This window comes from Micromonospora sp. NPDC049051, from assembly GCF_043197575.1.
GTDB lineage: Bacteria > Actinomycetota > Actinomycetes > Mycobacteriales > Micromonosporaceae > Micromonospora.
Window position 1 is genome coordinate 20,772 of sequence record NZ_JBICTL010000005.1, and the last position, 13,341, is coordinate 34,112.

Annotated in this window: 11 protein-coding genes; all 11 read left to right on the forward strand. The window is 73.5% G+C overall.

Annotation, left to right across the window (positions count from 1 at the left end; genetic code table 11):
• Window positions 1–34: 34 nt before the first annotated feature.
• The 11 genes from ACGFIR_RS21320 to ACGFIR_RS21370 all read left to right on the forward strand — a co-directional run bounded on the left by ACGFIR_RS21320 (window position 35) and on the right by ACGFIR_RS21370 (window position 13,317).
• Window positions 35–841 carry an ABC transporter permease gene (locus ACGFIR_RS21320; protein ID WP_393001623.1) on the forward strand — a complete coding sequence of 269 codons (807 nt, stop codon included), beginning with the start codon at window positions 35–37 and terminating at the stop codon, window positions 839–841.
• Window positions 842–852: 11 nt separating this feature from the next.
• Complete coding sequence (locus tag ACGFIR_RS21325; protein ID WP_393001625.1) at window positions 853–1,653, forward strand: ABC transporter permease; 801 nt, start codon at window positions 853–855, stop codon at window positions 1,651–1,653.
• Window positions 1,654–1,717: 64 nt separating this feature from the next.
• Window positions 1,718–2,872 (forward strand): YihY/virulence factor BrkB family protein, encoded by a 1,155-nt coding sequence (locus ACGFIR_RS21330; protein ID WP_393001627.1) that lies wholly within the window; start codon window positions 1,718–1,720, stop codon window positions 2,870–2,872.
• 486 nt (window positions 2,873–3,358) lie between these two features.
• A complete protein-coding gene (locus tag ACGFIR_RS21335; RefSeq protein ID WP_393001629.1) occupies window positions 3,359–4,537 on the forward strand; it encodes an ROK family protein in 1,179 nt (392 codons plus the stop codon).
• A 245-nt stretch (window positions 4,538–4,782) separates the two neighbouring features.
• Entirely contained in the window at window positions 4,783–6,294 is a 1,512-nt protein-coding gene (locus tag ACGFIR_RS21340; RefSeq protein ID WP_393002877.1) for a sugar ABC transporter ATP-binding protein, read from the forward strand.
• The gene (locus ACGFIR_RS21345; protein WP_393001631.1) at window positions 6,291–7,397 is read left to right on the forward strand and encodes an ABC transporter permease; all 1,107 of its coding nucleotides are present in this window, start codon (window positions 6,291–6,293) and stop codon (window positions 7,395–7,397) included. Before ACGFIR_RS21340 ends, ACGFIR_RS21345 begins: the two co-directional genes overlap by 4 nt.
• Window positions 7,398–7,565: 168 nt before the next feature.
• Entirely contained in the window at window positions 7,566–8,621 is a 1,056-nt protein-coding gene (locus ACGFIR_RS21350) for a substrate-binding domain-containing protein (protein ID WP_393001633.1), read from the forward strand.
• Between the two features lie 53 nt (window positions 8,622–8,674).
• Window positions 8,675–9,880, forward strand: coding sequence for a Gfo/Idh/MocA family protein (locus ACGFIR_RS21355; RefSeq protein ID WP_393147270.1), 1,206 nt, complete (start codon window positions 8,675–8,677; stop codon window positions 9,878–9,880).
• Window positions 9,881–10,365: 485 nt separating this feature from the next.
• A complete protein-coding gene (locus ACGFIR_RS21360; RefSeq protein ID WP_393001635.1) occupies window positions 10,366–11,526 on the forward strand; it encodes an inositol-3-phosphate synthase in 1,161 nt (386 codons plus the stop codon).
• On the forward strand, window positions 11,510–12,364 hold the full coding sequence (locus ACGFIR_RS21365) for an SCO3242 family prenyltransferase (RefSeq protein ID WP_393146665.1): 855 nt from the start codon (window positions 11,510–11,512) through the stop codon (window positions 12,362–12,364). Before ACGFIR_RS21360 ends, ACGFIR_RS21365 begins: the two co-directional genes overlap by 17 nt.
• Window positions 12,361–13,317 carry a sugar phosphate isomerase/epimerase family protein gene (locus ACGFIR_RS21370; RefSeq protein ID WP_393146667.1) on the forward strand — a complete coding sequence of 319 codons (957 nt, stop codon included), beginning with the start codon at window positions 12,361–12,363 and terminating at the stop codon, window positions 13,315–13,317. Before ACGFIR_RS21365 ends, ACGFIR_RS21370 begins: the two co-directional genes overlap by 4 nt.
• Window positions 13,318–13,341 lie beyond the last annotated feature (24 nt).

The following is a 13,341-nucleotide window of genomic DNA, read 5'->3' on the forward strand; positions in this document are numbered from 1 at the left end:
CGTGGTGGACGCGGAGCGAGACGGGGGCGGTCGCGTGAGCACGACGCAGTCGGCGCGGGAACGGGCACGCCCGGCGCTGCCACGGGTGCCGGCGCTGGCGGTGCTCGCGCACCATCTCGTCAGCTACCGGCGCACCTGGCGGGCGGGCCTGTTCTCGTCGTTCCTGCTGCCGGTGCTGACCGTCCTCGGCTTCGGTGTCGGCGTCGGCGCCTACATCGACCAGGGTGTCGACGGCGTGCGTTACCTCGACTGGATCGTGCCCGGCCTGATGGCGTCGACGGCGTTGCAGACGGCCGTCAGCGAGTCGACGTGGCCGGTGTTCGGCAACTTCCAGTGGGTCAGGACCTACGTCGCGCAGAGCGCGGCGCCGCTGCGGGTGGGCGACATCCTCAGCGGGCACCTGGCCTTCGTGGTGTTCCGGGTGTCCACCACCGTCGCGGCGTTCCTGCTGGTGACGGCCCTGTTCGGGGCGCTGCGCTCGCCGTGGGCGCTCGTCGCGCTGCCGGTGACGGCGCTGCTGGGGCTGGCCGTCGCCGCCCCGACCTTCGCGTACGCGTCGGTGGTCACCGTCGACAGTTGGCTGGCGATGCTGCTCCGTTTCGCGGTGATCCCGATGACGCTCTTCGCCGGCGTGTTCTTCCCCGTCGAGTCGCTGCCCCTGGCGCTGCGCTGGCTGGCCTACGCGACCCCGCTCTGGCACGGCGTCGACCTGTGCCGCGCGGCCTCGCTCGGCGTCGCTCCGCAGTGGTCGGTCGCCGGCCACCTGCTCTACCTCGCGGCCTGGGCGGTCGGCGGCTGGCTGCTGGCCCGGCACGCGTTCCGCCGCAGGCTGGTCGTCTAGGAGGAGTCGCAGTGGTCGCTCTCGTCCTGCCCCGGCTGGCCGCCGCGTCCCGCCGGTCGATCTCCGTGGCCGAGCGCAACGTCGCGGCCCTGAAGGCCGTCTACTGGTTGCTGCTCGTCTCCGGTTTCGTGGAGCCGCTGTTCTACCTGCTCTCCATCGGTGTCGGGGTCGGTACGCTGGTCGGCGACCTGACGCTGCCCGGCGGCGAGGTCGTCACCTACGCGGCGTTCGTCGCCCCGGCCATGCTCGCGTCGTCGGCCATGTCCGGCGCGCTGTCGGAGACGACCTTCAACTTCTTCGGGAAGATGAAGCAGATGAAGCTGTACGACGGGGTCATCGCCACCCCCGTGCAGCCGTTCGAGATCGCGCTGGGGGAGCTGCTCTGGGCCATGCTGCGCGGCAGCGCCTATTCGGCCGCCTTCCTCGTGGTGATGGTGGTGATGGACCTGACCACCGCGGCGCGGGCGCTGGTCGCGTTCCCGGCCGCCGTGCTGGTCGGCTTCGCCTTCGGCGCGCTGGGCATGGCGATCACCACCTTCATGCGCAGCTGGCACGACTTCGACCTCATGTCGGCGGCACAGTTCACCCTCTTCCTCTTCTCCGGCACGTTCGTCCCCGCCGAGTCCTACCCGGCGGCGCTGCGCTGGGCGGTGGAGGTGACGCCGCTCTACCGCGCGGTGCACCTGATCCGCGGCGTCTCGGTGGGCGCGGCCGGCTGGGACTGGGTGCTCGACGTGCTCTACCTGCTCGCGGCGGTGGTCCTGGGGCTGTTGATCTCCTCGCGCCGGATGGGCAGGTTGCTCTACGGCTGAGGGTTAACGACGGCTGCCGCCTGGGCATGTCCAGGAGACCGACAGCCGACCACGAGGAGGGGCGATGGCCTCCGACGAGTCTCCCACCCGCAGTGGGCGCGACCGCGACGACTCCGGGGCGGTGGCCGGGGGCGAGCGCCTCCCGGCGGCCGATGCGCAGGTCCCCGGCCGGGTGGGCGACCGCCGGACAGGCCAGCCGAACCGGGCAGCCGACGCGCGTGCCGAGCAGCGCCGCCGCCCGGGTCGCGGCCCGGTCGGCCCGGACGAGGGTCCCGACAGCCCGACCGACCTGCCGGGCGCCGGTTGGAAGGCCGCCCTGCGCCGTACGGTGCGGGAGTTCCAGGACGACAGCCTGACCGACTGGGCCGCGGCCCTGACCTACTACGGGGTGCTCTCCATCTTCCCCGGCCTGCTGGTGCTGGTCTCGATCCTCGGCCTGCTCGGTCCGGGCGCGACGCAGGGCGTCAAGGACACCGTCAACCAGGCGGTGCCGCAGGGCGAGATCCGGCAGATCGTCGAGGGGGCGATCGACCAGGCGCAGCAGAGCGGCGGTTTCGCCGGCTTCGCCGCCATCCTCGGTCTGCTGGCCGCGTTCTGGTCGGCGTCGGGTTACATCGCCGCGTTCATGCGCGCCTCGAACACCATCTACGACGTGCCGGAGGGACGCCCGATCTGGAAGACGCTGCCGATCCGCGTCGGGGTGACCGCGGTGATCGGCGTGATGCTGCTGGCCAGCGCCGTGATCGTGGTCTTCACGGGCGGCCTCGCTGAGCAGGTGGGGGAGGCGATCGGGCTGGGCTCGACGGCGGTGACCGTGTGGAACATCGCCAAGTGGCCGGTGCTGCTGCTCCTGGTCAGCCTGATGTTCGCCATCCTCTACTGGGCGTCGCCGAACGCGCGGCACGGTGGCTTCCGCTGGGTCAGCCCCGGGGGCGTACTGGCCGTGGTGATCTGGCTGGTGATCTCGGGCCTGTTCGCGCTCTACGTCAGCAACTTCGGCTCGTACAACAAGACGTACGGGGCGCTCGCCGGTGTGATCATCTTCCTGATCTGGCTGTGGCTGAGCAACATCGCGATCCTGCTCGGCGCGGAGTTCGACGCCGAGTTGGAGCGCAGCCGGGCCATCGAGGCGGGCCACTCCCCGGAGAAGGAGCCGTACGTCGAACTGCGCGACGACCGCAAGCTGAAGAAGAAGCGCAACGCCGCCAACCGCAGCTGACCCTCCGCCCGTACCGGCGCCGCCCCGCCACCTCCCCGGTGCGCGGGGCGGCGCGGCACGTTCCGCCCGGGCATCGGCGTGCCGGCGCCCTTCCGCACGGGCGCGCCCGGTAGCGGGGCAGCGCGGCATGTTCCGCTTCGGTGCCCGTGAGCGCCTTGGTGATCAGGACGTGGTGGACGCTACCCGGCGGTTTTGAGGTCCATGGCGTCCTGATCGCCAGCGTTGGCCTGCGGCATCACCAGCTGGGGCGAACGGCATCGCCCTAGCCGGGTCAGACGCCTCGCCGTCGTGGGAGCCATCGCGTCCGTGGGCCTCGCGCGGCTGCCCTGTTTTTCCCGATCCGTCGGAGGCTTTTGTTCATCCCAACGAAAGTTTGCTTCAGATCGGCCGAAGCTCTGGACATGTGACACGGAACGCTCCTACTGTGTCGGGCACGACACCTCGGCGTCACGTCGATGTGCACGAGCCCGCGAAGAGGTGAGTTCGGTGCGGACGGTCGACTCCCTGCACGTACGGCTGCTGCGGCTGCTTCGTGACGAGGGGCCGGTGTCCCGGGCGGAGCTGGCCGACCGGCTTCAGATGCCCCGTCCGCGGTTGCTGGCGGAGCTGGAACGGCTCGTCGGCCTCGGCTATGTCGCCGAGGCGGGGCTGGCCGCCTCCCGGGGCGGACGCCGCTCCACCCTGGTCGAGCTGAGCCCGCGCCTGCGCTTCGCCGCCGTCGACCTCGGCGCCAGCTCCATCGACGTCGAGGTGGTCAACGGCCGACTGGAGCCGGTGGCCGCGTACGCCGAGGCGGCCGACATCCGTACCGGACCGAAGGTGATCCTCCAGCGGGTCAACGAGCTGCTGCACAAGGCCCGGGTGGACGGCGCCTACGAGCGGCTCGACGCCGTCGGCATCGGGGTGCCGGGCCCGGTCAGCTTCCGCGACGGCGTGCCGGTCTCGCCGCCGATCATGCCCGGATGGGACCGGTTCCCGGTGCGCGAGCTGCTCACCCGCGAGCACGGCTGCCCGGCGGTGGTGGACAACGACGTCAACATCATGGCGATCGGGGAGCGGCACGGCGGGGTGGCCCACTCCGTGGACGACTTCCTCTTCGTCAAGATCGGCACCGGAATAGGGTGCGGGATCTACCTCAGCGGCGAGGTCTACCGGGGTACCGACGGGTGCGCCGGGGACATCGGCCACATCCAGGTCGAGGCGCACGGTCCGATGTGCTCCTGCGGCAACGTCGGCTGCCTGGAGGCGCTGTTCAGCGGAGCCGCGCTGGCCAGGAACGCGACCGCCGTCGCGCGCAGCGGGGCGTCGCCCGCGCTGGCCGAACGGCTGGCCGCGCAGGGCGCCGTGACCGCCCTGGACGTCGCCGGCGGCGCGGTCGAGGGGGACGTGACCTGCATCCAGCTGATCCGCGACGGGGGTCGGCGGGTTGGTGGAGTCCTGGCCGGGCTGGTCAGCTTCACCAACCCGTCGATGATCGTGATCGGCGGCGGGCTCGCCCAGCTCGGACACATCCTCCTCGCCGAGATCCGCAGCGTGGTCTACCGCCGGTCGCTGCCGCTGGCCACCGGCAACCTTCCCGTCGTCCTCTCCGAACTCGGCCCGCGCGCCGGGGTGGCCGGCGCGGCCGTACTCGCCAGTGACGTCGCCTTCGCGGAGGCCTCGTGAGCGCGAGGAGTGAGCCGGGTTTGCGAGCCCCGCAGTCGCGAACGGAGGTGGTGCTGTGAGCGCGAGGAGTGAGTCGCTCCTGCGAGCCCCGCAGTCGCGAACGGAGGTGGTGCTGTGAGCGCGAGGAGTGAGTCGCTCCTGCGAGCCCCGCAGTCGCGAACGGAGGTGGCGCTGTGAGCGCGAGGAGTGAGCCGGCGCACGGCGCGCCGCTGGTGGGGGCGCCCGCCGACACCGTCGCGGGCGAGGTGGTGCTGCGTCTCACCGACGTGGTCAAGACCTTCCCCGGCGTACGGGCACTGGACGGCGTGCGGTTGGAGGTGCGGGCCGGCGAGGTGCACTGCCTGCTCGGGCAGAACGGCGCCGGCAAGTCCACCCTGATCAAGGTGTTGGCCGGGGTGCACCGGCCCGACTCGGGGCACCTCGAGTGGCGGGGCGAACGGGTGGCCTTCGCCAACCCGCAGGCCGCCATGCGCGCCGGCATCGCCACCATCTACCAGGAACTCGACCTCGTCGAGGATCTCTCGGTCGCGGAGAACGCCTTCCTCGGCCACGAGCCGCGCCGGCTCGGCTTCGTCCGGCGCGGCGTCATGGCCCGGCACACCCGGCGGATCCTCGGTCGGCTCGGCCACGCCGAGATCCCGCCCGGACGGATGGTGCGCGCGCTGCCCGCCGCCGGCAAGCAGGTCGTCAGCATGGCCCGCGCGCTCTCCCACGAGGCGCGACTGATCGTCATGGACGAACCGAGCGCCGTACTGGCCCACGACGAGGTGGGCAACCTGTTCCGGATCATCCGGGAGCTGACCGCGCAGGGCATCGCCGTCATCTACATCTCCCACCGCCTGGAGGAGATCCGCGAGATCGGCGACCGGGTCACCGTACTCAAGGATGGCCGGACCACGGCGGCGAACCTGCCGGCCCGCGACACCCCGACCCGCGACCTGGTCAGCCGGATGACGGGCCGCACCATCGAGTACGTCTTCCCGGACCGCCCGGCCGACGCCCCCGGCGGCGCGGAGCTGCTCACGGTCGAGGGGCTGACCCGGGCCGGCGAGTTCGCCGACGTCTCGCTCCGGGTCCGGGCCGGCGAGATCGTCGGCATCGCCGGGCTGGTCGGCTCGGGCCGCTCCGAGCTGCTGGAGACCATCTACGGCGCGCGGCGTGCCGACGCCGGCGTGGTACGGATGGCCGGCCGGGCGCTGCGCCCCGGCAGCGTCGGCGCGGCGGTACGGGCCGGCATGGGGATGGCTCCCGAGGAGCGCAAGAGCCAGGCGCTGCTGCTGGGCGAGCCGATCTACCGCAACGTGACCCTGGCGACCTTCGGCCGCTACGCCCGCGCCGGGTTCACCGACGCTGCCCGGGAGCGGGCCGAGGCGGACCGGATCGCCGAGAGCCTGGAGCTGCGCCCCCGCGACGTACGCCGGCCGGTGCGCACGCTCTCCGGCGGCAACCAGCAGAAGGTGGTGGTCGGGCGTTGGCTGCTCGGCGACACCCGGCTGCTGCTGCTCGACGAGCCGACCCGGGGCGTCGACGTCGGCGCCCGGGCGGAGCTCTACCAGGTGATCCGGGGACTGGCCGCGCGCGGCGTCGGGGTGCTGCTGGTCTCCAGCGAGGTCCCCGAGGTGCTCGGTCTGGCCGACCGCGTGCTGGTGATGCGGGAGGGGCGGGTCGTCCGCGAGGCCCCGGCCGGCGAACTCGACGAGAACACCGTGCTCGACCTCGTGATGGCGGGGTCCCTGATGGAAGGCACAGCGGCATGACCGAGGGTCCCACTCCCACCGCCGCGCCGGAGCGGTCGGCGCAGTCACCGCCGGTGCACCCGAGCGGGGTGGCCGTCGACAAGGTGGCGGCACCGGGCCGGATCTCCTGGTGGCGGGGGGACGGCGGCGAGGGTGCCCGCCGCAACCTCGCACTGGTCGGCGTACTGGCCGTGCTCGTCGTGATCGGTGCCCTCACCCGCTCCGACCTGTACTCCGACCCGGACTGGGTGTGGGCCAACGTCCTGAGCATCCTCAAGCTGGCGGCCGTCGTCGGGGTGGTCACCGTCGGCATGACCTTCGTGATCATCGGGGGCGGCATCGACCTCTCCGTCGGCGCGATCGTCGCGCTGGCCGGGGTCTGGTGCACGACGGTGGCGACCCAGAGCTACGGCGCCGGCGGCATGATCTTCAGCGCGCTCACCGTCGGGCTGGCGGTCGGCCTGGTCAACGGCGTGCTCATCTCGTACGGCCGGCTGGTGCCGTTCATCGCCACCCTCGCCATGCTGGTGGCCGCCCGGGGGCTCGCCGCGGAGATCTCCGACAAGCAGACCCAGGTGTCGGGCAACGGCTTCGTCAACGGCCTCGCGAGTGACAGCCTGCTCGGCATCCCGCTGCTGGTCTACATCCTCGCCGCCGTGGTCGCCGCCGGCTGGGTGCTGCTCAACCGCACCACCTTCGGCCGGCGTACGGTCGCGGTCGGCGGCAACCCGGAGGCCGCCCGGCTCGCCGGTATCAACGTCCGGCGGCACACCGTGCTGCTCTACGCCCTCTCCGGGCTCTGCTGCGGCATCGCCGCCATCATGCTCACGGCCCAGGCCAACTCGGCGCAGGCGGCCATGGCGAACCTCTACGAGCTGGACGCGATCGCCGCCGCGATCATCGGCGGCACGCTGCTCAGCGGCGGGCGGGGGACCATCATCGGTTCCCTGCTCGGGGTGGTCATCTTCGCCACCATCACCAACCTCTTCGCCATCAACGGCCTCTCCACGGAGGCCCAGAACATGGTCAAGGGCGGCATCATCGTCGCCGCCGTCCTGGTCCAGCAGGTCCAGTTCCGCAGCCTCACCCAGTTCCTGGGTCGAAACCGCCTCACCACAACCTGACCGCCTCGATCCGCACCGCACCGCACCGCAGACCGGCACGACTCCCACCGACCCATCCGCACCGAGCGCGGCATCCGGGCCACCCGAACGACGGTGGCCGGGTCCCGCACGCGCTCACGCGGCCCGCACCGCGAGATTCCTCCACCACCGTCAACCCAGGAGGTCGTCATGACCCAGCACAGTCGCGACATGTCGCGCCGCCGACTGATCTTCGGCGGGGCCGCCGTCGGCGCCGGCGTGCTGCTCGCCGGCTGCACCAGCAACGAGACGCAGCCGACCGAGGCGCAGACCAAGGCGGCGGCCGCGCCGGGCGGCAACAACGAGCCCGGCAAACGGGTCGTCATCGGCTTCTCCGCGCCGGCCGCGGACCACGGCTGGATCGCGGCCATCACCAACAACGCCAAGGCGCAGGCCGGGGCGTACTCCGACGTGGAGTTCAAGTCGGTCGAGGCCGGCGCGGACGCGGCGGCCCAGCGGGCGGCGCTGTCGACGCTGATCTCGCAGAAGCCGGACGTGATCGTGCTGCTGCCGCACGACGGCAAGGAGCTCAACGCCTTCGGCCTGGAGGCGATGAAGGCCGGCGTGCCGGTGGTCAACCTGGACCGGGCGTTTCCCGACGCGCGGGCCTACCGGCTCCAGATCAAGGGCGACAACTACGGCATGGGCGTGGCCGCCGCCACGTTCATGATCGAGCAGTTCAAGGCCAAGGGCGTCAGCAACCCGGTGATCGGCGAGATCGCCGGCATGGACGAGCTGGAGCTGACCCAGGAGCGGTCGAAGGGCTTCGTCGACACCCTGACGGCGAGCGGCTTCAAGGTGGCCAACCGCCGGGCGGCCCGGTTCACGGCCGACTCGGGGCAGCAGGAGGCGGCGCAGCTGCTCCAGGCCCTGCCGAAGATGGACGCGCTCTGGAACCACGACGACGACCAGGGCATCGGCGTGCTGGCGGCGGTCAACCAGGCCGGCCGCAAGGAGTTCTTCATGGTCGGCGGCGCCGGCTCGAAGAAGGCGATGGAGGACATCCAGGCGGACAACACGGTGCTCAAGGCGACCGTGACCTACAGCCCCTCGATGGCCTCGTCGGCCATCTCCCTGGCCCGGCTGATCGGCCAGGGCAGGGGCATGTCCGACCTGGTGGAACTCCAGGTGCCCAAGGAGATCATCCTCGCCTCCGAGACGATCACCAAGGAGAACGCGGGCGACTACCTCAAGCTCGGGTTCTGACACACGGGGGGAGACCCACCTTGTCCACGACAGACAGAGAACTGCGGGTCGGCATGGTCGGCTACGCGTTCATGGGCGCCGCGCACTCGCAGGCGTGGCGCACCGTGAACCGGGTGTTCGACCTGCCGACGCGGGCCCGGATGTCGCTGATCTGCGGCCGGGACGCCGGGAAGGTGGCCGACGCCGCCGACCGGCTCGGCTGGGACGCGTACACGACCGACTGGCGCGACCTGATCGCCCGGGACGACATCGACGTGGTCGACGTCTGCACGCCCGGGGACAGCCACGCCGAGATCGCCCTCGCCGCGCTGGCCGCCGGCAAGCACGTGCTGTGCGAGAAGCCGTTGGCCAACACGGTCTCCGAGGCCCGGGCGATGGCCGCCGCGGCGGTCACCGCGCAGGCCGCCGGGGTGCGGTCGATGTGCGGGTTCAACTACCGGCGGGTGCCGGCGGTCGCGATGATGCGCCAGCTCGTCGCCGACGGGCGGCTCGGGGTGATCCGGCACGTCCGGGCGACGTACCTGCAGGACTGGATCGTGGACCCGCAGTTTCCCTTGGTCTGGCGGTTGCAGCGGGACCGGGCCGGCTCCGGCGCGCTCGGCGACATCGGCGCGCACATCATCGACCTGACCCAGTACGTCACCGGTCGGCGCATCACCGGGGTCAGCGCGGTCACGGAGACGTTCGTCAAGGAACGCCCGCTGCCGGCCGGGTCGAGCGGACTGGCGGCGACGGTGGACGGGACGACGGCCGACGGCAACGGTGCCGACGGCCACCGCCCGGCCACCGGGGCGGTCACCGTCGACGACGCGGCGGTCTTCGTGGCCCGCCTCGACGGCGGCGTGCTGGCGACGTACGAGGCAAGCCGCTTCGCCACGGGACGCAAGAACGCCCTCCGGGTGGAGATCAACGGCTCGCTGGGCACGGTGGCCTTCGACTTGGAGCGCCTCAACGAGCTGGAGTTCTACGACGCGACGCGACCCGCCGCCGAGCAGGGTTTCAGCCGCATCCTGGTGACCGAGGGGGAGCACCCGTACATGTCCGCGTGGTGGCCGCCCGGCCACCTCATCGGCTACGAGCACTCCTTCACCCACCAGATGCGGGACTTCGTCGATGCGATCGCCACCGGCGTCGACCCGGCGCCCTCCTTCGTCGACGGGTTGCAGGTCCAGCTGGTGCTGGACGCGGTGACCCGGTCGGCGGAGCTCGGCTCCTCGTGGACCGAGGTGGAGCCGGCCCTGGCCACGGTCGCCGCCTGAGCCGACTCCGGCGCCGACCGGCGAGGGACCGGCCGCGGTTGCGCCCCGCGGCCGGGACGAGGTCGGAGCCGGAGGACGTGCGGCCGGGCCGGCGTGGCCCGGTGACGCACGAGCAGAACGGTCGTCCGGTGCGGCCGGACCGGGATTCCCCGGTCGCACCGGAGGACCGTCACCACCCGGCAACCGTTGCCGGGCCGTGTCACCCCACGACGTCCGGTCGGCGCGCGCCGACGTCCCGACCGGCGGATGCGGGGGAGGCAGGGACGGACGCCGACCGGCCCTGCCTGCCAGCCCCGTCCGTCCGTGCCCGCGCCGGGATCCGGGCCGGGGTCGTCGCCGCCGACGTCGACACCGGACCGGTGGGCTCCTCCCGGGGCGGCCGGCGGACGGGGCCCATTCACATAGATGCATATCTTTCCAGACAAACTTCTGATATCTATATAACTCAATGCACGGCTGGTTCCTCCTGATCGGGAAGGAGCACCATGCGTACGGGTGTCTGGCTGGTGGGAGCACGCGGCTCGGTCGCGACCACCAGCATCGTGGGGGCGCTCGCCCTGCGGTCCGGGCTCACCGGCCCGACCGGCTGCGTCACCGAGCTGCCCGACCTGCGCGGGCCCGCCCTGCCGGCCTTCACCGACCTGGTCCTCGGCGGGCACGACGTCGTCACCACCCCGCTGGCGAAGCGGGCCGAGACCCTGGCCGCCGCCGGCGTGCTGCCCGGCCGGCTGGTCGCCGCCCTTCCCGACGAGCTGGCCGCCGTCGAACGCGAGCTGCGTCCGGCCCCCGCCGGCGGCACCCAGGCGGACCGGGCCGCCGCGACCGTACGCGACCTCACCGACTTCCGCCGCCGGCACGGGCTGGACCGGGTGGTGGTGGTCAACGTGTCGGCCACCGAACCCGCCGCCCGCCCGCACCCGGGCCACGCCGACCCGGGCGCGCTGGCCGCCGCGCTCGCCGGTCCCGACGAGGTGCTGCCGCCCAGCTCCCTCTACGCGTACGCGGCGGTGCGGGCGGGCTGCCCGTACGTCGACTTCACCCCGTCCACCGGGCTGCGGCTCCCGGCCCTGGTGGCGCTGGCCGCCGAGCGCGGGATCCCGTATGCCGGGCACGACGGCAAGACGGGGGAGACGCTGGTCAAGTCCGTGCTCGCGCCGATGTTCGCGATGCGGCACCTGGCGGTGCGCTCCTGGTCCGGGGTCAACCTGCTGGGCGGCGGCGACGGCGCCACCCTCGCCGATCCGGCGGCCAACGCGGCCAAGGTGGAGAGCAAGCAGCGGGTGCTCGGCGAGACCCTCGGCCACCTGCCGCAGGGCGGCACCCGGATCGAGTACGTCGAGGCGCTGGGCGACTTCAAGACCGCCTGGGACCTGATCACGTTCGCCGGGTTCCTCGGCACCGGGATGCGGATGGAGTTCACCTGGCACGGCTGCGACTCGGCCCTGGCCGCGCCCCTCGTGCTCGACCTGGCCCGACTCACCGCCGCCGCGCACGCCGCCGGCCACGCCGGCCCCCTGACCGACCTCGCCTTCTTCTTCAAGGACCCGCTCGGCACGCCCACCCACTCGCTGGCCGACCAGTGGACCCGACTGTGCGGCTTCGCCCACCGGCTGCACACGGGAGGCACCGATGCCGCGCCTCGCTGACCTCGCCGAACTGGTCCGGGCGCCGGCCGCGCTCTCGGTGCCCGGGGACGTCGTCGCCGGGGCGGCGGCCGCCGGCGCGCTCGGGCGGCGTACGCCCGCGCTGGCCGCCGCGTCCGTCCTGCTCTACTGGGCGGGAATGGCCGCCAACGACTGGGCCGACCGCCGGCTGGACGCCGTCGAACGCCCCGAGCGGCCCATCCCCAGCGGCCGGGTGACCCCCGGGGCCGCGCTCGGCCTCGCCGCCGGGCTCACCGCCGCCGGGGTCGCGTTGGCCACCGCCGCCGGTGGCCGGCGCGCCGCGACGGTCGCGGTCCCGCTCGCCGCCGCCGTCTGGGGGTACGACCTGGCGGCGAAGTCGACGGCCGCCGGCCCGGCCGTGATGGCCGCCTGCCGGGGGCTGGACGTCCTCCTCGGCGCCACCGGCGGACGGGCGCTGCGGGCGGTGCCGGCGGCGGTCACCGTGGCCGCGCACACGTGGACGGTCACCGCGCTCTCCCGCCGCGAGGTCACCGGCGCCGACGCCGCGCTGCCGCTGCGTACCCTCGCCGGCACCGCCCTGGTCGCCGCGGGCGCTGCCGTCCGGCCCCGGCCCGATCGGGCCGCGCTGCCGGCGCTGCTGGCCGGCTGGTACGCGGCCCGCTACGGCGCGGCCCAGGCCCGGGCGGCGGCCGACCCCCGCGCCGACCGGGTGCGGGCGGCGGTGGGAGCCGGGATCACCGGGCTGCCCGCGTTGCAGGGCGCCCTCACCGCACGCGCCGGGGCCGGGCTGCTGGGGCTGGCGGTGGCGGCGGCCGCGCCGCTCGGCGGCCGGCTCGCCCGAAGGATCTCCCCGACATGACCGCCCCGACCCGTCCCGCGCCGGGCCCCCGGGCCACGGCGGTGGCCGGCGCGGCCGACGGCGACGGCGGTCTCCGGTTCGGCTACGGCACCAACGGGTTCGCCAACCACCGCCTGACCGACGCGCTCGCCGTCATCGCCGACCTGGGCTACCAGGGCGTCGCGCTCACCCTGGACCACGACCACCTCGACCCGTTCGCGCCCGCGCTGGCCCGCCGGGTGGCGGCCGTCGCCCGCCGGCTCACGGCGCTCGACCTGGCCGTGGTCGTCGAGACCGGCGCCCGCTACCTGCTCGACCCGTGGCACAAGCACGCCCCGACGCTGCTGCACGACGACCCGGCGCGGCGCGTCGAGTTCCTGCGCCGGGCCGTGCGGATCGGCGCCGACCTGGGCGCGGAGGCCGTCTCCCTCTGGTCCGGCGTACGCCCCCGGACGGTGCCACCGGAGACCGCCTGGGACCGGCTGGTCGCCGGCTGCGCGACGGTGGTCGACGCCGCCGAGGCTGCCGACACGACGCTCGGCTTCGAGCCGGAACCGGGCATGCTGGTCGAGGACATCGCCGGCTGGCGCCGGCTGCGCGGCGCGCTCGGCGATCCGGCCCGCTTCGGCATCACCCTCGACATCGGGCACTGCCGCTGCCTGGAGCCGCGAGGTGTCCCCGAGTGCGTACGCGAGGTCGGCCCGTACCTGGTCAACGTGCAGATCGACGACATGCGCCGGGGCGTGCACGAGCACCTGGAGTTCGGCGCGGGGGAGATCGACTTCCCGCCCGTGCTGCGGGCCCTGGGCGACGCCGGCTACCGGGGCCTGGTCGCCGTGGAGCTGCCCCGGCACTCGCACGCCGCCCCCGCCGTCGCGGCCCGCTCGCTCGACTTCCTGCGCGCCGCCGCGACGGAGGCGGCACGCCCGGGACCGGGTGCCACCGCGAAGGAGGCGGCACGCCAGCACCGGTGACGGGGCCAGGTCGGCAGCACGAGG